The sequence below is a fragment of the Trinickia sp. genome, assembly GCF_051961175.1.
Taxonomy (GTDB): domain Bacteria; phylum Pseudomonadota; class Gammaproteobacteria; order Burkholderiales; family Burkholderiaceae; genus Trinickia.
Genome location: NZ_JBQCDN010000223.1, coordinates 1 through 19290, shown reverse-complemented (window position 1 = coordinate 19290; position 19290 = coordinate 1). Strand labels below are relative to the sequence as shown.

General features: G+C 64.3%; 18 protein-coding genes and 1 pseudogene. 11 read left to right on the top strand and 8 right to left on the bottom strand.

Annotation, left to right across the window (positions count from 1 at the left end; translation table 11 throughout):
- Window positions 1-188: 188 nt before the first annotated feature.
- From ACTHL0_RS13335 to rng, 8 genes are all read left to right on the top strand, one after another.
- Complete coding sequence (locus tag ACTHL0_RS13335; protein ID WP_440567219.1) at window positions 189-917, top strand: YebC/PmpR family DNA-binding transcriptional regulator; 729 nt, start codon at window positions 189-191, stop codon at window positions 915-917.
- A 121-nt stretch (window positions 918-1038) separates the two neighbouring features.
- Window positions 1039-2313: a phosphoribosylamine--glycine ligase gene (purD, locus tag ACTHL0_RS13330; protein ID WP_440567218.1), complete on the top strand. Its 1275-nt coding sequence runs from the start codon at window positions 1039-1041 to the stop codon at window positions 2311-2313.
- 91 nt (window positions 2314-2404) lie between these two features.
- Window positions 2405-3328: an oxygen-dependent coproporphyrinogen oxidase gene (gene hemF, locus ACTHL0_RS13325; RefSeq protein ID WP_440567217.1), complete on the top strand. Its 924-nt coding sequence runs from the start codon at window positions 2405-2407 to the stop codon at window positions 3326-3328.
- Window positions 3329-3470: 142 nt separating this feature from the next.
- On the top strand, window positions 3471-4172 hold the full coding sequence (locus ACTHL0_RS13320; RefSeq protein WP_440567216.1) for a nicotinate-nucleotide adenylyltransferase: 702 nt from the start codon (window positions 3471-3473) through the stop codon (window positions 4170-4172).
- Window positions 4173-4174: 2 nt separating this feature from the next.
- The gene (rsfS, locus tag ACTHL0_RS13315) at window positions 4175-4654 is read left to right on the top strand and encodes a ribosome silencing factor (RefSeq protein WP_440567215.1); all 480 of its coding nucleotides are present in this window, start codon (window positions 4175-4177) and stop codon (window positions 4652-4654) included.
- Between the two features lie 69 nt (window positions 4655-4723).
- Complete coding sequence (rlmH, locus tag ACTHL0_RS13310) at window positions 4724-5194, top strand: 23S rRNA (pseudouridine(1915)-N(3))-methyltransferase RlmH (protein ID WP_440567214.1); 471 nt, start codon at window positions 4724-4726, stop codon at window positions 5192-5194.
- Between the two features lie 53 nt (window positions 5195-5247).
- Window positions 5248-5889 carry a Maf family protein gene (locus ACTHL0_RS13305; RefSeq protein WP_440567213.1) on the top strand — a complete coding sequence of 214 codons (642 nt, stop codon included), beginning with the start codon at window positions 5248-5250 and terminating at the stop codon, window positions 5887-5889.
- A gap of 117 nt (window positions 5890-6006) precedes the next feature.
- Window positions 6007-7470: a ribonuclease G gene (gene rng, locus ACTHL0_RS13300; RefSeq protein WP_440567212.1), complete on the top strand. Its 1464-nt coding sequence runs from the start codon at window positions 6007-6009 to the stop codon at window positions 7468-7470.
- A 92-nt stretch (window positions 7471-7562) separates the two neighbouring features.
- Here the strand turns inward: rng and ACTHL0_RS13295 are convergent, their stop codons facing one another.
- On the bottom strand, window positions 7563-7835 hold the full coding sequence (locus tag ACTHL0_RS13295) for a hypothetical protein (RefSeq protein ID WP_440567211.1): 273 nt from the start codon (window positions 7833-7835) through the stop codon (window positions 7563-7565).
- 229 nt (window positions 7836-8064) lie between these two features.
- On the opposite strand from ACTHL0_RS13295, the gene ACTHL0_RS13290 reads away from it, so the two are divergent.
- Both ACTHL0_RS13290 and ACTHL0_RS13285 read left to right on the top strand, forming a co-directional pair.
- Window positions 8065-8223: a hypothetical protein gene (locus ACTHL0_RS13290; protein ID WP_440567210.1), complete on the top strand. Its 159-nt coding sequence runs from the start codon at window positions 8065-8067 to the stop codon at window positions 8221-8223.
- Between the two features lie 89 nt (window positions 8224-8312).
- On the top strand, window positions 8313-8633 hold the full coding sequence (locus tag ACTHL0_RS13285) for a hypothetical protein (protein WP_440567209.1): 321 nt from the start codon (window positions 8313-8315) through the stop codon (window positions 8631-8633).
- Window positions 8634-8778: 145 nt separating this feature from the next.
- On the opposite strand, the gene msbA is transcribed toward ACTHL0_RS13285, so the two are convergent.
- On the bottom strand, window positions 8779-10560 hold the full coding sequence (gene msbA, locus ACTHL0_RS13280) for a lipid A export permease/ATP-binding protein MsbA (RefSeq protein ID WP_440567208.1): 1782 nt from the start codon (window positions 10558-10560) through the stop codon (window positions 8779-8781).
- A 241-nt stretch (window positions 10561-10801) separates the two neighbouring features.
- On the opposite strand from msbA, the gene ACTHL0_RS13275 reads away from it, so the two are divergent.
- Window positions 10802-11599 carry a glycosyltransferase family 2 protein gene (locus ACTHL0_RS13275; RefSeq protein WP_440567207.1) on the top strand — a complete coding sequence of 266 codons (798 nt, stop codon included), beginning with the start codon at window positions 10802-10804 and terminating at the stop codon, window positions 11597-11599.
- Between the two features lie 30 nt (window positions 11600-11629).
- Here ACTHL0_RS13275 and ACTHL0_RS13270 read toward each other — a convergent pair whose 3' ends face one another.
- The 6 genes and pseudogenes from ACTHL0_RS13270 to ACTHL0_RS13245 form a co-directional block, all read right to left on the bottom strand.
- Window positions 11630-12802: a glycosyltransferase family 9 protein gene (locus ACTHL0_RS13270; RefSeq protein ID WP_440567206.1), complete on the bottom strand. Its 1173-nt coding sequence runs from the start codon at window positions 12800-12802 to the stop codon at window positions 11630-11632.
- 5 nt (window positions 12803-12807) lie between these two features.
- A complete protein-coding gene (locus ACTHL0_RS13265; RefSeq protein ID WP_440567205.1) occupies window positions 12808-14106 on the bottom strand; it encodes a glycosyltransferase in 1299 nt (432 codons plus the stop codon).
- On the bottom strand, window positions 14103-15458 hold the full coding sequence (locus ACTHL0_RS13260; protein ID WP_440567204.1) for an O-antigen ligase family protein: 1356 nt from the start codon (window positions 15456-15458) through the stop codon (window positions 14103-14105). Before ACTHL0_RS13260 ends, ACTHL0_RS13265 begins: the two co-directional genes overlap by 4 nt.
- A 150-nt stretch (window positions 15459-15608) precedes the next feature.
- Window positions 15609-16586 carry a glycosyltransferase family 9 protein gene (locus ACTHL0_RS13255; RefSeq protein WP_440567227.1) on the bottom strand — a complete coding sequence of 326 codons (978 nt, stop codon included), beginning with the start codon at window positions 16584-16586 and terminating at the stop codon, window positions 15609-15611.
- A 38-nt stretch (window positions 16587-16624) separates the two neighbouring features.
- Entirely contained in the window at window positions 16625-17761 is a 1137-nt protein-coding gene (locus tag ACTHL0_RS13250) for a glycosyltransferase family 4 protein (protein WP_440567203.1), read from the bottom strand.
- 44 nt (window positions 17762-17805) lie between these two features.
- A pseudogene (locus ACTHL0_RS13245) lies at window positions 17806-19290 on the bottom strand (helix-hairpin-helix domain-containing protein); the annotation flags it as partial.

Genomic DNA, 19290 nt, shown 5'->3' with positions numbered 1-19290 from the left:
GCCTGTTCCATTCGCATCGCGGCCCGCATTCGCGCCTTTTCGCGACTTTTGCGACATTCGCCAGATACGCGCGACACGCCGCCCGGCACCTGCACCGAGCCACGGCAAGACTGACCGGCTCGCACGATTCGCAACCGACAAAAACGCATCATGCGTGTGCCGCATCGGCACGCGCCACGGAGAAAGGTATGGCTGGTCACTCGAAATGGGCCAACATCAAGCACAAGAAGGCCGCAGCGGACGCCAAGCGCGGCAAGGTCTGGACGCGCCTCATCAAGGAAATCCAGGTCGCTGCCCGCATGGGCGGCGGCGAGATCGATTCGAATCCCCGGTTGCGGCTGGCCGTCGAAAAGGCTTACGACGCCAACATGCCGAAGGACAATATCAACCGCGCGATCCAGCGCGGCGTGGGCGGTGTCGACGGCGCGAACTATGAAGAAATCCGCTACGAAGGCTACGGCATCGGCGGGGCGGCCGTCATCGTCGATACGATGACCGACAACCGCACGCGTACCGTCGCGGAAGTGCGCCACGCGTTCTCGAAGTTCGGCGGCAACATGGGCACGGACGGCTCGGTCTCGTTCCTGTTCGATCACGTCGGCCAGTTCCTGTTCGCCCCCGGCACCTCCGAGGACACGCTCATGGAAGCGGCGCTCGAGGCGGGCGCGAACGATGTCGTCACGAACGACGACGGCAGTATCGAAGTGCTGTGCGGCCCGAACGACTTCTCGAAAGTGAAGCAAGCGCTCGAAGCCGCCGGGTTCAAGGCTGAACTCGCCGAAGTGACGATGAAGCCGCAGACGGAAGTCGAATTCGCGGGCGACGATGCCGTGAAGATGCAGAAGCTGCTCGACGCCCTCGAAAATCTCGACGACGTGCAAGAGGTCTACACGAACGCGTCGATCGCGGACGAGTAACGATGCACCACGCGCCTGCGCCCGGCACAGTCGGCAGGACAGGCGCCGGGCGCAAGGCAACGACATCGCGGCCGGGCTCCATGCGCCGGCCGCCCTCTTTTAGGTCTTCGGGAAACATTCTATGAAACTACTCGTCGTCGGCTCGGGCGGCCGGGAACACGCGCTCGCCTGGAAGCTCGCGCAATCGCCGCGGGTGCAGCTCGTCTACGTCGCGCCCGGCAACGGCGGCACGGCAACCGACGAGCGTCTGCGCAATATCGCTATCACCGATATCGATGCGCTCGCCGATTTCGCGGAAAGCGAGCAGATCGCGCTGACCGTCGTCGGCCCCGAAGCGCCGCTCGCCGCGGGGATCGTCAACGTCTTCCGCCAGCGCGGCCTGAAAGTGTTCGGGCCGACGAAGGAAGCGGCGCAGCTCGAAAGCTCGAAGGATTTCGCCAAGGCGTTCATGAAGCGCCACGGCATTCCGACGGCCGAATACGCAACGTTCTCCGATGCCGCGCTGGCCCACGCCTATGTGGATCGCAAGGGCGCCCCGATCGTCATCAAGGCCGACGGTCTGGCCGCCGGTAAAGGCGTGGTGGTGGCGGCCACGCTCGATGAAGCCCACGCGGCCATCGATATGATGCTCGCCGATAACAAGCTCGGCGATGCCGGCGCGCGCGTTGTCGTCGAAGAGTTCCTGGCGGGCGAGGAAGCGAGCTTCATCGTCATGGTGGACGGCAAGCATGTGCTCCCGCTGGCCTCGAGCCAGGACCACAAGCGCCTGCTCGACAACGATCAAGGCCCGAACACGGGCGGCATGGGCGCCTACTCGCCGGCCCCGATCGTCACGCCCCAGCTGCATGCGCGTGTCATGCGCGAGATCATCTTGCCGACGGTGCGCGGCATGGAAAAGGAAGGGATCCGCTACACGGGCTTTCTTTACGCGGGGCTCATGATCGATAGCGAAGGCAACCCGAAGACGCTTGAATTCAATTGCCGCATGGGCGATCCCGAAACGCAGCCGATCATGGCGCGTCTGAAGGGGGACTTCTCGAAGGTGATCGAAAGCGCGATCGCCGGCACGCTCGATACCGTGGAACTCACGTGGGACCGCCGCACGGCGCTCGGTGTCGTGCTCGCCGCGCACCACTACCCCGACACGCCGCGCAAGGGCGATCGCATCAACGGTATTCCGCCCGAAACCGATACCGCGGTCACGTTCCATGCGGGCACGGCGCTCGTTGACGGTAAACTCGTCACCGCGGGCGGGCGGGTGCTGTGCGTGGTCGGTTTGTCCGATTCGGTACGCGGCGCGCAATCGGCCGCCTATGAAGCGATCAATCAAATCTCGTTCGACGGCATGCAGTATCGCCGCGATATCGGCTACCGGGCGCTGAACCGCAAGCACTGAGCCTGAGCGCCGGCCGGTTTCGCGCCGGCGCCCTCGATGCCCCGGGCCGCTGACGGGGCCCGGTTTTCGCCACCTTTGCGTGCGTCATACCATGTCCGATACAACTTACGACGTTTCTTCCGTCCGCAGCTACCTGCAAGGCCTGCAAACGCGCATTGCGGATGCACTCGGCGCGCTCGACGGTACGCCGTTCGGCGTCGATGCCTGGCAGCGCCCCGCGGGAGACCGCCTGCGTGGCGGCGGCGTGACGCGCATCCTCGAGGGCGGCACGGTGATCGAACGCGGCGGCGTCGGGTTTTCGGACGTGGCCGGCGACAAGCTTCCGCCGTCCGCCACCGCGCTGCGGCCGCACTTGGCCGGCCGCGGCTTCGAAGCGATGGGCGTTTCGCTCGTCATGCATCCGCGCAATCCGTACTGCCCGACCGCGCATATGAACGTGCGCATGCTGGCGGCCACCAAAGAAGGCGAAGCGCCCGTGTTCTGGTTCGGCGGCGGCATGGATCTGACGCCCTATTACGGCTTCGAAGAAGATGCGGCGCATTTCCACGGCGCCTGTCGGGATGCGCTGGCGCCGTTTGGGCCGGATCTCTATCCGCGCTTCAAGCGCTGGTGCGACGACTACTTTTTTCTGAAGCACCGCGGCGAAACGCGCGGTGTCGGCGGTATCTTCTTCGACGATTTCGACGAACTCGGCTTCGAGCGCTCGTTCGCGATGATGCAAAGCGTCGGCGACGCGTTCGTCGGCGCCTATCTCCCGCTGCTGGAAAAGCGGCGTGCGACCCCGTATGGCGAACGCGAGCGCGATTTCCAAGGATATCGGCGCGGCCGCTACGTCGAGTTCAACCTCGTGTACGACCGTGGCACACTGTTCGGATTGCAAAGCGGCGGGCGCACCGAATCGATTCTGCTGTCGATGCCGCCCACGGCAAACTGGCGTTACGACTGGCAGCCCGAACCCGGCTCGCCCGAGGCGCGGCTTTACAGCGATTTTCTGAAGCCGCGGGATTGGGTGTGATTGAACGCCGAGCCCCGCGCCTTGCGGCTGACGCCTTGGGCGAAATGCGCCTTGAGTCAGTCAGCCCCGACCGATCGACGAGGACCGACATCTGATCTCGACCGCCACCGCCCTCTCCCATCCTGCCCACGCGGCGCGGCCGATGCTGCCGCGCCGCGTCGGCCTGCTCGGGGGCACGTTCGATCCGATTCACAACGGACATCTCGCGCTCGCGCGCCGCTTCGCCGAGCAGTTGGCGCTCACGGAACTCGTCCTGCTGCCGGCCGGGCAGCCGTATCAGAAATCGGGCGTGTCCGCGGCGCAGCATCGTTTGGCCATGACGCGCGCCGCCGCGGCCTCGCTGGTGCTGCCGGGCGCCGCCGTCACTGTGGCAACCGAAGAAATCGAGCAGGACGGGCCCACTTACACGGTGGAAACCCTGGCGCGGTGGCGGGCTCGCGAGGGGCCCAACGCGTCGCTTTCGTTGCTCATCGGCGCGGATCAGCTGCTGCGGCTCGATACGTGGCGCGATTGGCATCGGCTGTTCGAATTCGCCCATGTCTGCGCGGCGACGCGGCCCGGTTTCGACCTGACGAGCTTGTCGCCGTCGCTGGCAGCGGAACTCGGTCCTCGGCGGGCGGACGCCGCCACGCTGCGCAGCACGAGCGCCGGACATCTGCTGATCGACGACACGCTTGCATTCGACGTCTCGGCCACCGACATTCGGGCCCATGTGAAAGCCCGGCTCGCGCACGATAGTGCGGCGGCCGGTACGGCAGCGTCCGATGCGGCGCCCGCGGCGGCCGAGCCGATTCCCGAGGCCGTCTGGGACTATATTCTTCAACATCACTTGTATCACCCGTAAACATGGATATCCGCAAACTGCAACGCGCGATCGTAGACGGTCTCGAAGACGTCAAGGCGCAAGACATTCGAGTCTTCAACACGAGCCATCTGACGGAGCTGTTCGACCGCGTTGTCGTCGCAAGCGGCAATTCGAACCGGCAAACGAAGGCGCTGGCCTCCAGCGTCCGCGAAAAGGTCAAGGAAGCCGGCGGTGACATCGTCAGCACCGAAGGCGAGGACATCGGCGAATGGGTGCTCGTCGACTGCGGCGATGCGATTGTGCACATCCTGCAGCCGGCGCTGCGCCAGTACTACAACCTCGAAGAAATCTGGGGCGATAAGCCTGTGCGCGTGAAGCTCACGAGCACGAGCCCGTTCGCGGGTGCCCGGGCGAGCGAGGCGGAAGACGACGACGAAGAGGAACAAGCCGCGCCCGTGGCCAAGCCCGCGCGCAAGGCCCCGGCTCGCAAGAGTCCGGCCCGTAAGACGAGCGCCAAGTAACGACGCCACCACCCGCGCCGAGCACGGCACGATCGCCGTGGCTCAATGGCTGCTAGGCTTCGACCGACGATGAAACTCCACATTCTGGCCGTCGGCCATAAGATGCCCGATTGGATTTCGACCGCCTTCGACGAATATGCGAAGCGGATGCCGCCTGAATTGCGTATCGAACTGCGCGAGATCAAACCGGAGCAGCGTAGCGGCGGCCGCTCGGCGCAAAGCGTCATGGCGGCCGAGCGCCAACGGATCGAAGCCGCATTGCCGAAAGGTGCGCGCGTCGTAGCGCTCGACGAACGAGGCCGTGACTGGACGACCATGCAATTGGCCGGCGCCCTGCCCGACTGGCAGCGCGAAGGCCGCGACGTGGCGTTCGTGATCGGCGGCGCGGACGGCCTCGATCCGGAGGTCAAGGCGCGCGCCGAACTATTGCTGCGCGTGTCGAGTCTGACCCTGCCGCATGGCATGGTGCGCGTGCTTCTTGCGGAACAGCTTTACCGCGCGTGGAGCATCACGCAGAATCATCCCTATCACCGCGTCTGATGCGGCGTCCGTTCTCATGACCGGGCGCCTACGCCCAACGAGAACGACACGATATGCCGCAGTCCGATTCCCCTGCCCGCCTGAGTCCGTACCCCTTCGTTTATCTCGCTTCGCAGAGCCCGCGCCGGCAAGAACTGCTGGCGCAGCTCGGCGTTCGGTTCGAATTGCTGCTGCCCCGCCCCGAGGAAGATGCCGAAGCGCTCGAAGCGGAGCGTGCGGGCGAAGGAGCGACGGCGTATGTGCAGCGCGTATGCGTAGCCAAGGCCGAGGCGGCTCGCGCGCGCCTCGAGGCAAGCGGCCATGCATGGGCACCGATCCTCGTGGCTGACACAACGGTCACGATCGATGGGGCCATCCTCGGCAAGCCGAGCGATGTCGAACATGCCGTCGAGATGCTGGTCAGGCTCGCCGGGCGCGAGCATGAAGTGCTGACCGCGCTGGCTGTCGTCGATGCGGAGGGTACGCTGCTGCCACCCGCGCTTTCGCGCTCGATAGTGCGTTTCGCCCAAGCCTCGCTCCCTGAGCTCACACGCTATGCCGTCACGGGCGAACCGCTCGGCAAAGCGGGCGCCTACGGCATTCAAGGCCGTGCCGCTGCGTTCATCGAGCGAATCGAAGGATCCTATTCCGGTATCATGGGTCTGCCCCTATTTGAGACAGCCGCCCTGCTCCGTCAGGCGCGCGTCGATTTCTGAAGCCGATATGACACGACCCGCTCGCTCACTGCGTTCACTGCCCCCCGAGGGGGCTCGGCCTGCCTTGGGGCGGAACCGGCGCCCGAAGAAAGTCCTCTTGGGGGTCGGGAGGCCGACATGAACGAAGAAATCCTAATCAATGTCACGCCGCAAGAGACGCGCGTCGCGCTGATCCAGCAAGGCGCGGTCCAAGAGCTGCACGTCGAGCGCACCCTCTCTCGCGGCCGCGTTGGCAACGTCTATCTCGGCAAGGTCGTGCGCGTGTTGCCGGGCATGCAGTCCGCGTTCATCGACATCGGTCTCGAGCGCGCCGCCTTTTTGCACGTGGCGGATATTTGGCATCCGCGCCTGGCCGGCGAGCATGCGAGCCCGCAGCAGCCGATCGAAAAGATCGTGTTCGAAGGCCAGACGCTCACGGTGCAGGTGATCAAGGATCCGATCGGGACGAAAGGCGCGCGCCTGTCCACCCAGATCAGCATCGCAGGCCGCACGCTCGTCTATCTGCCGCAAGAGCCGCATATCGGTATCTCGCAAAAGATTGAAAGCGAGGCCGAGCGCGAGGCGATCCGCGCGCGCTTGACGGCCGTGCTGCCGGCTGACGAAAAAGGCGGCTACATCGTGCGCACGATCGCGGAAGATGCGACGAGCGAAGAGCTCGCGAGCGATGTCGCCTATCTGCGCAAGACCTGGGCGACGGTGGTCGCGCAAGCGCAGCGTTTGCCGCCCACCAGCCTGCTCTATCAGGATTTGAACCTGTCGCAGCGCGTGCTGCGGGACTTCGTGACGGATGAGACCTCGCGCATTCAAGTGGATTCGCGCGAAACGTACCAAATGCTGGCCGAGTTCGCCGCCGAATTCACGCCGGCCGTGAGTTCGAAGCTGCATCACTACACGGGCGAGCGGCCGCTGTTCGATCTTTACAACATCGAAACCGAGATTCAGCGTGCGCTCTCGCGCCGCGTAGATTTGAAATCGGGCGGTTATTTGATGATCGATCAGACCGAGGCCATGACGACGATCGACGTCAATACCGGCGGCTACGTCGGTGCGCGCAATTTCGACGACACGATCTTCAAGACGAATCTCGAAGCCGCGCATACGATCGCGCGGCAGCTGCGGCTTCGCAACCTCGGCGGCATCATCATCATCGACTTCATCGACATGGAGAACGCGGAACATCGCGATGCCGTGCTCGGCGAGTTGAAAAAGGCGCTCTCGCGCGATCGCACGCGCTCGACGGTAAACGGCTTCTCGCAGCTTGGGCTGGTGGAGATGACGCGCAAGCGGACGCGCGAATCGCTCGCGCATGTGCTCTGCGAGCCATGCCCGGTATGCCAGGGCAAAGGCCAGGTGAAGACGCCGCGCACCGTCTGCTATGACGTGCTGCGGGAAATCTTGCGGGAGTCGCGGCAGTTCAATCCGCGCGAGTTTCGCGTCGTGGCGTCGCAGCAGGTGATCGACTTGTTTCTCGACGAGGAATCCCAGCATTTAGCGATGCTGATCGATTTCATCGGCAAGCCCGTGTCGCTACAGGTGGAGTCGAATCTGAGTCAGGAGCAGTACGACATCGTGCTGATGTAATGCTGCGGGGGCACATCGCCCCCGTTCGTCGATCATCGTCGGCGGCGGACGAAATGTCATCGAAAAGGGCGGCCTGGCCGCCCTTTGCCTATTCAACGGCGATCGTGCCACCCGCCGCGCTCGTGCCACCCGCTGCGATCATGTCCGCGCCAGTGACCGTGGTCGTGGTCGCCCCCTCCGAACCCGAAGCCGATCCCGATGGAGGGCTCGGCGTACGCTGGGTAGTAGGCGTAGCCGGGGGCGTAATAATCGCCCCCATATCCGTAGTACGCTGGCTGTGCGGGCGCGACGACACACCCCGTCAGCGACGCGCTCACCGCCACGGCAGCAAGGGATACCGTTAGGATGCCGAACGACTTGCTCATGATCCTCTCCTCCTGTTGCCCGTTAGATTGGCGCGGCCCTCGTCGCGTTCGGCCCAGAGTTGTGTCGGCGCGTAAAAGGTGTAATGGCCACTGTAATACGCAACCTGTACGCCAGCCTCCGCTCTGCAGGCATTCGTAATACGGGTCACATCGATCAACGAACGCGTCCTGCGCTCGTAGCGAAATCTCCTAGAATTTTGATTAGGAAGGAGCTTGCAAGGAGAGCGCCATGGCTCAACCGGTCTCGGACCTTGTCGTCGGTATCGTGCTGCTGATCGCCGTCGTCATCATCGTTGCATCGCACTACCATCGCGAACACCAAAGGGCCCGATGGTTGCACCGGATGGATAACACCCGGCTTTGGGACAGGCTCAGACATCGGCATTGACGCGACCCGCTAGGGCACTAGCAGCTGCTGTCGAATAGCGAATAGCGAAACCCTGACCGAAGAATCGTATCCGGCACCGGAGAAACGAGATGCCCGAAGAAGACGCGCTCTGGCAGATGATGCAATACGAAGGATTTGAAATCCATGTGGCGCCGCTGACCCGAGATCAGGAAGACCGCACGCCGGCGTCGAAGCCGGCCGCGGAAAGCTACACGTATATCGGATATGTCTGCCATCCGGGCGCCGATCCGAAGCTGCCCGGCCATGCGGTGCCGTTCCACGCGGACGGCGATGTGAGCTTCGCCAGCGCAGCGGATGCGCTCGACGAAGGCATGCATATCGGCCGGACGATCGTCGACGGCACGCATCCCGATTTGACTGTCCTGCCGCTCGTCACGAGCGGCGTGTGACGCACAGCACACGATCCAACCGCCCCCGATACCGAGCGGTGAGCGGCCGGCTCAACTCAGCACGGCGACGAGCCATACGCATCCTCGCTCGACGTCCGTTTCGCCCTTGCGCCGCCCATTCGGAAACACCGCCCGCGATGCTCGCTCAGGCAGCCTGCTGCTGATATTGAATCCGATGCAGATGCGCATACAAGCCGTCTTGCCGGACCAGCGCATCGTGGCTGCCTTGCTCGACGATACGGCCTGCTTCCATGACGAGGATGCGATCGGCACGCTCGATCGTCGACAGCCGGTGCGCGATGACGAGCGTCGTGCGCCCTTTCATCAGCGTCTCGAGCGCGGCTTGCACATGGCGTTCGGACTCGGAATCGAGCGCGGACGTGGCTTCGTCGAGAATCAGAATCGGCGCGTCCTTGTACAGCGCGCGCGCGATCGCCAGACGCTGACGTTGGCCGCCCGAGAGCCGCATGCCGTTGCCGCCGACGTGGGTATCCATCCCTTCCGGCATGGCTTGAACCGTATCCCACAGGTTCGCCGCAGCGAGCGCCGCCTGCACGCGCGCACGATCGGCGGTGCCGCCATAAGCGACGTTGGCAGCGATCGTGTCGTTGAACAGCACGACATCCTGGCTCACCATGGCGATCTGGCTGCGCAGATCGTGCAAGTCGTATTCGTGAATCGGTACCCCATCGACGAGAATCCGCCCGCCCGTCGGCGCAAAAAAGCGCGGCAGCAGATTGACGAGCGTTGTCTTGCCGCTGCCCGACGGGCCGGCCAGCGCGATCATTTCGCCGGGTTTGGCCACGAACGAGACGTGATCGAGCGTCAGGCGGTCCGTGGCGCCGTAGGTGAACGTCACGTCGTCGAATTCGATTTCGCCGCGCGCGTTTTTCAGCGGCGTCGTGCCGCCCGCAGGCTCCAGCGGCTCGTCTATCAGGCCGATGATGAATTCGGCCGCCGTCACGCCGCGCTGCAGCGGCTGATTCACGTCGATCAGATGCTTGAGCGGCGAGATGACGAGCAGCATCGACGTGACGAAGGCCACGAAGCCGCCGACCGTCGTTTGATTGTGCGCGGACTGGAGGACGGCGATCGTAATGACGATCGCGAGCGCGAACGAGGCGAGAATCTGCGTGAGCGGCTGAGCGAGCCCGCCCGCCACCGTCATGCGCATGGCATAACCGCGCAGACGCTGGCTCATCGCCTCGAAGCGATTCATCTCGTAGGTCTCGCCGTTGTGGATCTTCACGACCTTGTAGCCGGCGACCGTTTCCTCGACGATGTACGACAGTTCGTTCGTCAGGTTTTGCTGCTCGCGGCCCAGCCGGCGCAGCCGCCGGTTGATCTTGCTCACGAGCCAGCCGATGCCGGGCAAAATCAGCGCGACGATGAGCGTCAAGCGCCAATTCAAATAGAACAGATAGCCCAGCAGGAAGACGACCGACAGCGAATCGCGCACGAGCGTCACCATCACGCTCGTCAGCACACCCAGAATCTGATTGACCTCGAAGACGATCGCGTTGATGACGGTACTCGCCGTCTCGCGTTGAAAGAACGTCGCGCTCGTGTGGATCATCCGTTGGAACATGTCGAGCCGCAGCTGCAGCAAGATGCGGTTCGATACGTACGAAAGCAGATATTGGGACGCATACTGCGACACGCCGCGCACGATCGCCAGCCCGATCACCGCAAGCGGGACGTACCACGCCGCATGGTTGCTCGCATGCTGGCCGAAGCCGTGATCGAGCAGCGGCTTGAGCAACGCGGGGATACCGGCGTCGGTGGCCGCGGACAGGCCCATCGACGCGATGGCGAGCACCAGCACCCAGACGACAGGCTTCAGATACGGCCACAACCGCCGCAGGACGGCCGGCGTCGACGATTGCTCGCCGCCGATCGTTTTTCTCAAAGTGGCTCGGTTTTCCAATGTGTTCCTTAGGTGGTTGCGCGTACCCGCCGCTGCATGGGCCGTTTCGCGCATACGCGCCGAAGGCCGGCGCGACAAGACATTCCCCGCGCCGCCGCACAACACGCGAGACGCGCGCCCGAGGGCTGGAAAGCGAGACATTATAAAGCCGCTGGCCAAAGGCCACGGGTGCCGCGGCCCATCCGCGGTCGGTATACTGGCGCCTTTTCCGCCACCTTCCCCGCCATTGAGCCCCTCCGCCGTGAATTCGCCGCAGACCGCACCCGCTGGCACGCCGCGCGCCTCGCTAGGCGTCGCGATCATCGCGCTCAACGCGCAAGCAAGGCTCGCTCAATGCCTGGAGGCGCTGCGCTTCGCCGATGACATCGTTGTCGTCGACGGCGGCAGTGCCGACGAAACGGTTTCGATCGCACGCAGGTTCGGGGCCCGCGTCGTCGTCGCGCCCGCCTGGCCTGGCTTCGGTCCGCAGAAAAACCGCGCGGTCGCCGAACTCGACACCGACTGGATCCTCTCGATCGATACGGACGAAGTCGTGACGCCCGAACTGGCCGCATCCATCCGCCAAGCCATCGATGCACCGCTCGCCGATATTTACGCGCTCGATCGGCTCTCGAGCTTTTGCGGGCATTGGGTGCGTCATAGCGGCTGGTATCCGGACTGGGTGCCGCGCTTGTTCAAACGCGGTGCGGCCCGCTTCTCGGACGATCTGGTGCATGAGCGGCTCGTATTCGACGGCCGTGTCGAACGGCTCGCCGGCAAGCTGCTGCATTATTCCTACGACGATTTCGAGACGGTTCTGCGTAAGGTGGATGCCTACTCGAGCGCCGGCGCACGCCAACGCCACGCGGCCGGTAAGCGCGGCGGTTTTGCGCGGGCCGTGCTGCGCGGTATGTGGGCGTTCCTGCGCACCTATCTGCTCAGAGGCGGCATCCTGGACGGGCGAAGCGGGTTCATGATCGCGATATTCAACGCCGAAACCGTGTATTACCGGTTTCTCAAGCTATCGCTGGCGGCGCGGGGCGGACGCGATAAGGCGTGACGATCGGGCTTCGGGCTCCGGCATCGAAGCTCAACCGTGATCGATCTTGACCCGAATCGCGGCGGCTGGGCCGCGCGTGCCATCCGGCTGCGGCAAGTCGAGCAACTGGGCCGCCGCCTTGATGACACGCGAAACCTCCATTCCGGTCAGGCACTGGCTTTCGCTATCACGGTGCCGATCGCAGCCCTCGAAGCCACAGGGCACGCATTCACCCTCGCCCTGTAGCAAATAGACGTTGCCTCGTTGCCCAGACCCGACATGCTGCCAAGGTTCCCGGCCGGCAGGCCATCCGGCAGGCCAGGGGCCCCAGCGGACCGGATTGGACGGGCCGAACAAGGCAAGCGTGGGCGTACCGCTGGCTGCCGCGATATGGGTCGCACCTGTATCCGGCCCGATGAAAAGCCTGGCACGCCGGATCAACTCGGCCGTCTCTCCCAGGCGGAGCTCACCGACAAGATTCAAGACGGGCTCGCCCGCCGCTGCGGCGACACTTGCCGCGTATTCGACCTCGGCGGCAGCCGGACCTCCGCTCAATGCCACAGCGTAGCCCCGATCGCGCAGCCAACCGATCATCGCGACCCATCCGTCCAACCGCCATTGCTTATAGCGGTACATCGGATACGGGTGCAGGACCGCGAACGGACGCCCCTGCAAAGGCGCGAGCCGGGCCTCGAACGCGGCACGCTTGCCCGGTTCGTCGGCCACGCCGGGAGCGACCACTTCGGCAAGCGGTGAAACGCCGATCAACTGCGTCAGTGCGAGGTTGCTCGTGACCGTATGGACGCGCTTGTGTTCGTCCAGTGCGGTACGGTTGAGCAGAAAGCGGCTCAAGCGGTTGGCTCGGTGCGGCTCCATGAGCCCGACGCGTTTGCGCGCCGCCGCCCACGCGTACAGACGACTCGTGGACGAGCCGATGGTGGCGCAGGCGAGATCGTACCGCCCCCACAGGCGCGCCGCGTCGACGAGCCGGCGATAGAGCGGCGCATGACGCGCGACGCCTATGACGCGGCGCAGATCCGGGTTGTTTTCGAGCACGCCGTCGGTCCCTTGGTAGACGAGCATGTCGATCTGCGCCTGCGGCCATTGCCGTTTGATCGAACGAACCAGCGCAGTGCTGAGCAGGACATCGCCGATACGCTGCGTACAGACGACGAGCACCGTACGAGGAGGATGGGCGAACGAAAGTGGGGACGTCCGGCTCATGATCATCAGCGCGCCGATATGTGTTCGTTGTCCGCGCGCGCGTGCATAGCCGGTATCGACTGCTGCTCTTGCGCGGCAGACCGCCCGGAACGGCTCATCATGCTCTCCATGACGGACAACATGCGCCGATTGGCGCTGGGCGGCGCCAAGGTCTCGACCTTGGCCGTGGCGTTCCTGACCGATGCTTCGCGTAATACCGGATCGACGACAAACCGCTCAATCGCGTCCGCCATCCCCTCGGCATCGCCGGGCGCGACAAGCAATCCCGCGCCATCGCCGAGCAAATCCCGGGGACCCGTCGGGCAATCGGTGGCGATCACAGGCGTACCGAGTGCCATCGCTTCGGCCAACACCATGGGCAAGCCTTCATAACGGCTGCTCAAGATCAGCATGTCGGCCGCGCGCACATACGGAAAGGGATTCGAGCAGAAGCCGAGGAAACGAACGAACGGGGCGATTCCAAGCTCGGCGGCCAGCCCTTCCAGCGCGCCACGAGCGGGACCCTCCCCGAGCAAGACGAGATCGCCCACGGCCACGCCCCGAGAGCGAACGAGCGCATAGGCCCGGAGCAAGGTGCGATGATCTTTTTGTCCCTCATCCAGCCTTGCCGAGCAGACAATGTACGGCATCGCTGGCAACTCGACTTCTGCATCCGCACGCCGCCGAATGTCGTCGAGATCGAATACGTTCGGCAAGTCGACGATCGTGGTCGACCGGCCGGCGAAAAACCGCTCGGCCTCACGCCGCATAGCGGGGGCCAGCACACCGATTGCCGTATAACGCTCCAATTGCCTGATTCTGCGCGACAGGTAGGCGGCGCTCTTTTGCGCCCAGCGCACCGAAAAACTGTAATGACTGACACCGAGCCATGGAATCGAGCCGCGCCCGGCGATACGCCGGAACGTCAAATCGAAATCGCAAACCGCATCGGCGCCACGGGCAAGTTTCAGGAAACGCCGCGCGACCATCGGCCGAATCGCCCCATGCGTCAATAGTTTGAACAGCAGTTTCTCGCCGAAGCCGAGCTTGCGCTCCCGTTGCGTCTGATGCAGCCGGTGCATCCATGGCGACGACGCGAGGATGTGCACCGGCACGTCCGCCGGGAAGCCCTGCGCCCGCCAGTGGTCGAAATCGTCCGTGGGGAAGGTCACCGCCAGACTCGGTTCGAACCAGCGGCGATCGAGCGCAGCCAGCCAGGCAATCAAGGCCGTCTCCGTGCCCCCGCGGCCGAAATCGTCGAGATGGAACAGGATGCGCAGCGGCCGCGCGGGTGCGCTCGACGCTGGATCGAGGCGTTCAGTCATGTGCCGGCCGAGACGTTTTTTTGATCTCGAACGCCACGGATCGACACACTTGGCGCACCGCTGACATAGGCGTCTTGCGGAACATCGACCGCCGTCACGGCGGCGGCGCCGGTATTGCCCAGCTCGCGCTTGCGCGCCTCGATCCACGCCAGCAACGTGGCGCCGGTCAAGGCAAAGAACGCCGCATTCATGACGAGTGTGAGGACATCGATGGTCAACCCGCAGATCACCGTGGTGCCGACGAGCATCATCCCCATATAGGCCGCCGTTGCAATGTGCGCGTCCTTATTGTGCCGTTCGCGCCAGAACGGGACGAACGTTCCGGCGTACAACGAAAACAGCGCGAACACGCCAACCGTTCCCATTTCGGCGAGCACGGAGAAGAACTCGCTATGAGCACGCCCATTGATGATCTCCGGGGGGCCCTCGCCTTTCTCTACGAGCGAACGCATCGCGGATTCCAGCCGGCCGCGCCCCACCCCGAACACGGGGTGTTGCGCATACAGTCTTACAGCGGCGTGCCAAAGATCGAGCCGCGTACCGGTCGATGTATCCGAGTCGCCCTGTTTCAGCGCATGGAGATCCGAGCCGATCGCCAGCACGCGCGTGCGCACAACGCTCGTGCTCGCGACCCCGGCCAGACAAACGACTAAAACGCACAGGACAGGCAAGCGTGCCTTGACGAACCAGTGCCGGCCCGTAATCGCCGCCCAAACGAGAAACGGCACCGCAAGCCAGCCGCCCCGCGCACCCGATGCATACGATGCATAGCACCCGGCCACGAGCGCCAAAGCCCGGATAGCGATTTCCGGCCACTTGGCCGAGCCGCCGCGATTCAGCGCGCCGAACGCCAGGAAACCGAGGACGAGCGCGGTATCGCCAAACGGAATCGGGTTCGTAAAGGTGTTACCGACGCGCCCCGAGCCGTACGCGACATCGGGATGCGTGATCTGATACAGCGTCCATGCGGCCGCCCACAAGGCGCCCGCTACGCAGCCCCAACCCACGTATCGCAACTGCCGCGATTCCAACGACGAAAGCAAGAAGAAACCCGGGACCACGAGCGCCAGCCGCAAGAGAGGATCCAGCGCGGGGAACGTGCCCGTCCGCAGCACGACGATCTGGAACAAAACGACGAGCGGCATGCCGAGCATGGCCCAAATCCACAATCGATTTCGACGATACACCTGCCCCGCGTGCTCCCGGTGCTCGGCATTGCACAAGTAAACGAGGGAGAGCGCGAAAATAACAAAAAAACAGTAGCCCGTCCCCCCCCTCATCGACAGCATCAGGGCGGGAGACAGGGCGAGCGCCGCGGTTGCAACGATACCCAACGTTCTTGCGGTATTCATCGAATCGAACTTCCTACATCGGTTGGCATGGCAACGCGCCTGGTCGAGCAAGCGGGCGCGCGGCCGCAGGCCGTGAGCAAACCGGCATTATATCCGGTCGCACATGGCCGCCCGCCTGTGCTCCTGGCCCCTGTCGCGAGGGCGAACCCGTCATGCCTGTACTTCATCGGTGCGTAATTCCGGCACCGATACGTGCTCTGCCAGCAATTGGACGACCCCTTCGGCCGCTGCATCCGGCGAAATGGCGTCGACGCGGGGGCCGGCGCGCAACAGAACGTGCCGAATCCCCAGGGGATACCAGCGCAAGTATTTCTCCGGACGGTCTTCGAAGAAGGCGACGACGCTCAAATTCAGCGCTGCCGCGAGATGGACAGGCGCACTGTCGGCCGACACCACAACGTCGAGCAGGCTCATCGCCGCGATCAGATCGGGTACCGTCGGAGGCTCTACGACGCGCGCGGACGAGGCCGCCAGACGTTGCGAGGCAAGACGATCGATCGGATCACGAAAAATCACGATATCGGCCCGGCCGTCGAGCGCATGCACCAATTCGAGCCACTTGTCCTCGGGCCATCGCCGCTGCTCGGCCTTGTTCGACACGAACAGCCCGACTCGCGGCAGCGGCTTATCCCCTAGCACCGCCTGCCATTTCGCCTGCAGCGAGCGCTCCGGGTACACGTAGGGTTTGAGCGTTCCGACATCGGCCGGAGCAAGCTCCGGCACCAGACGGAAGCCCGAAAGCGCTTCGTGCTGCATGGGGCGGGTGGCACGATGGCCGGGCTTGCGATCGTCGAATTCGGTTTCCGCATCGTGCCACCGGCAATCGCGCACCCGCAGCTGCCGGGCGAATTGGATACTGTTCTTGTGCATACCGCCGTTGGGCACGATCAGCATGTCGAAGCGCAGGCGGCGTAGGCGCCGGATCAAAGCAAGACGATTGACGATCGCGCTGAACCGGCCCGGCCGCTCGTTGCGCTCGCACTGCTTGCTATAGACGTAGGTATGCACGACGCTGACGTCAGGGTTCCCCTCGAGTATCGCCCGATTGGCTTTGTTGGCAAGCACATGGATTTCCGCGGCCGGCCATTTCCGCTTGAGCGCGTGCAGCAACGGTGTAGTGCACACCATGTCGCCAAGAAAATCGATGCGGATGACGAGGATGCGTTTCACGGATTCGACTGTGGATGACCATCGCTTGATGCCGTCACGGCCCGCGCCGCCGAACGGGCCGCGCTGCCCGCAACGACTTGCGCGGCGAGTTCGAGAAGGGAGCGGACGTGCGCCGCCAGCGCGGCGTCATACTGCAAGGCGTCACGGGCGAATTCGGCCGGCGCGCGGATCGGTTCGCGGCGCCTCGATTGGACGACGCGGTTCAGCGTCGCGCGCAAATCGTTCACATCGCCCGCCTTGAATACCGATTTGGCGTGGCCCGCAATGGCATCGCAGCAGCCGATGTTGTCCGAGAGAATAACGGGCGTACCGCACATCGCGGATTCAACGCCGACCAAGCCGAACGGCTCGTACTTCGACGCGAGAATCGTGAAATCGGCCGCACGGTACGCTTGTTCGAGATCCTTGACGTAGCCGATATAGCGGATGCGCGGATCGGCCGACGCAGCCTTGCGCCCCGCCACCGCAACGACGACTGGCAGATCGAGATCGCGCAAAGCGGCTTCGATCAGAGGCAGCCCCTTGCGATCATGGCTGCTCGACGGAAACAGCAGCACGATTTCGTGATCGGCGAATCCGAACCGCTGACGCAACGCGGCACGCTCGGCCGGCTCGCACGGCTGAAAGCGCGATGCATCGACCGGGGGAAACATGACGCGCACTTTCGCTTCGTCCAGGCCATACAACGCGTACAGCTCGTCGCGCATCTGTACGGAATGGGCCACGACGACCTGGGCGCGTGCGTACTGCCGCGCCTCCAACGCAATCTGCCAGCGGTCGGACCGCTTGGGCGTGCGGCCGATCGCCTTCAGAAAACCAAGGTGCGTGCCGCCGCAAATTGCGATTTCCGACGAATCGACACGATTGCAGCCGATGAGCACGTCGATGCCGGCCGCGCGCTTCGCGCTGCGCAGGCGCCAGGAAAACCAATGATCACGCAGCTTGCCCGGCAAAAAGGAGACGGCGATCCGGCGTGCCTGAACCATCCGGCTTTCCGGCAGCGTCGAATCGAAAGCGCGAGCAAAGAACGTGGGAGCCACGCCTTGCTCGGCCATCGCGCGCGCCACGTCCATCGCATAGCGCTCGAGCCCACCGCCGTGGGATAGCGCATTGGCTGAAATACCGATCTTCATCGCGCGCCCGTTATGCGTCCAATGCATGCATGTGCCGATCACCGTCAATAAACGATTTCGACGACGCTGCCGGCGAACTCGGTGCGCAGTGCAGTCAGCAAATCATCGCTCGGCCGCACACGCCAGGCGTCCCCCAGGCGGATGTCGCCTTGCGCACCCTCGGTGCTATAGGCGATCTGCACGGTCAACCCGTTCGGTGCGGCGGGCCGTTGCCGTCCCGCATCGGTGCCCCCGCCGCGCGCACTGCCGCGACCTGCGACCGCGCTAGCCGGTAACGGGACGTCCAGTGCCTGCCCTTCGGGCGGCGCGTGCGCTTCGAGCACGCGCTTGAGTATGCCGGCATCGGCATTGCCGTTCATGCGCACCTTCACGGCCTGCGCATAACGGCTGCGCGCGCGTTCGAGATCCATCACCGTATCGACGGTGAAACGAATGCCGCCGGTAAACGCATCGTTGCGGGCCTGCCCCTGGACGACGAGCAGTTCATCCTCTTTGAACAACGCCTTATTCGCTTCGTATTGCTCGTTGAAGACGGTCACTTCGCACTGACCCGTGCCGTCGTCCACCAGTGCGATCAGCATTTTGCCGCGCTGGGTCATCTGCGTGCGCAACGACGCGATGATGCCGGCAACGAGCTTGTCGCGCCCTTCCTTCAGATCGGCCAGCTTCATGCGCACGAAACGGCGCACCTCGTCCTTGTAGGCATCGAACAAATGCCCCGACAGGTAAAAGCCCAGCGCGGTTTTCTCTTCCTGCAGCTTGCGCTTGTCGTGCCAGGCGGGTTCGTCGACGAGTTCATGCCCGCGCGACGGCGCGTCGCCCATGTCGAACAGGCCGGCCTGCATCGCATTCGCGCTCGCCTGTTCGGCCGCTTCCATCGCGAGCGGCACCGAGGCGATCAACTGAGCCCGGTTCGCATGAATGGCATCGAAAGCGCCGGCACGGATCAACGCCTCGATCGTGCGCCGATTCACGACACGCCGGTCGATACGCGCGCAGAAATCGAACAGATCCGTGAACGGCCCGTCTTCCCGCGCCCGCAGGATTTCCTCGATTGCGTTCTGGCCGCTGCCCTTCACCGCGCCCAGACCATAACGGATCGTGCGCGAGCGCTTGCCGTCCGCCTCCGCCACCGGCTCGAACCGATAGGCCGAACGGTTGATGTCGGGCGGCAAGACGGCCATGCCGTTCACCTTGCAATCGTCGTAGAGAATCTTGACCTTGTCCGTGTCGTCCATGGCCAAGCTCATGTTGGCCGCCATGAATTCCGCGGGGTGGTGCGCCTTGAGCCACGCCGTGTAGTACGCCAGCAGCGCATACGCGGCCGCGTGCGATTTGTTGAAGCCGTAGCCGGCGACCTTCTCCATCAGGTCGAAGATCTGGTCGGCCTGTTCGCCGGTCAGTCCGTCCTAGGCGGCGCCCTCGCGGAACTTGGCGCGCTCCTTCGCCATCTCCTCGAGCTTCTTCTTGCCCATCGCGCGGCGCAGCAGGTCGGCGCCGCCGAGCGAGTAACCGCCCACGATCTGCGC

What these genes read in the sequence shown, in the direction of transcription:
- ACTHL0_RS13285 (WP_440567209.1), top strand. Translation starts at nt 8,313, where the DNA reads ATGCCCGAAGAAGACGCGCTCTGGCAGATGATGCAATACGAAGGATTT.
- ACTHL0_RS13290 (WP_440567210.1), top strand. Translation starts at nt 8,065, where the DNA reads ATGGCTCAACCGGTCTCGGACCTTGTCGTCGGTATCGTGCTGCTGATC.
- ACTHL0_RS13320 (WP_440567216.1), top strand. Translation starts at nt 3,471, where the DNA reads ATGCTGCCGCGCCGCGTCGGCCTGCTCGGGGGCACGTTCGATCCGATT.
- ACTHL0_RS13270 (WP_440567206.1), bottom strand. Translation starts at nt 12,802, where the DNA reads ATGAGCCGGACGTCCCCACTTTCGTTCGCCCATCCTCCTCGTACGGTG.
- ACTHL0_RS13255 (WP_440567227.1), bottom strand. Translation starts at nt 16,586, where the DNA reads ATGGTGTGCACTACACCGTTGCTGCACGCGCTCAAGCGGAAATGGCCG.
- purD (WP_440567218.1), top strand. Translation starts at nt 1,039, where the DNA reads ATGAAACTACTCGTCGTCGGCTCGGGCGGCCGGGAACACGCGCTCGCC.
- hemF (WP_440567217.1), top strand. Translation starts at nt 2,405, where the DNA reads ATGTCCGATACAACTTACGACGTTTCTTCCGTCCGCAGCTACCTGCAA.
- ACTHL0_RS13305 (WP_440567213.1), top strand. Translation starts at nt 5,248, where the DNA reads ATGCCGCAGTCCGATTCCCCTGCCCGCCTGAGTCCGTACCCCTTCGTT.
- ACTHL0_RS13250 (WP_440567203.1), bottom strand. Translation starts at nt 17,761, where the DNA reads ATGAAGATCGGTATTTCAGCCAATGCGCTATCCCACGGCGGTGGGCTC.
- ACTHL0_RS13260 (WP_440567204.1), bottom strand. Translation starts at nt 15,458, where the DNA reads ATGAATACCGCAAGAACGTTGGGTATCGTTGCAACCGCGGCGCTCGCC.
- rng (WP_440567212.1), top strand. Translation starts at nt 6,007, where the DNA reads ATGAACGAAGAAATCCTAATCAATGTCACGCCGCAAGAGACGCGCGTC.
- rlmH (WP_440567214.1), top strand. Translation starts at nt 4,724, where the DNA reads ATGAAACTCCACATTCTGGCCGTCGGCCATAAGATGCCCGATTGGATT.
- ACTHL0_RS13265 (WP_440567205.1), bottom strand. Translation starts at nt 14,106, where the DNA reads ATGACTGAACGCCTCGATCCAGCGTCGAGCGCACCCGCGCGGCCGCTG.
- ACTHL0_RS13335 (WP_440567219.1), top strand. Translation starts at nt 189, where the DNA reads ATGGCTGGTCACTCGAAATGGGCCAACATCAAGCACAAGAAGGCCGCA.
- rsfS (WP_440567215.1), top strand. Translation starts at nt 4,175, where the DNA reads ATGGATATCCGCAAACTGCAACGCGCGATCGTAGACGGTCTCGAAGAC.
- ACTHL0_RS13295 (WP_440567211.1), bottom strand. Translation starts at nt 7,835, where the DNA reads ATGAGCAAGTCGTTCGGCATCCTAACGGTATCCCTTGCTGCCGTGGCG.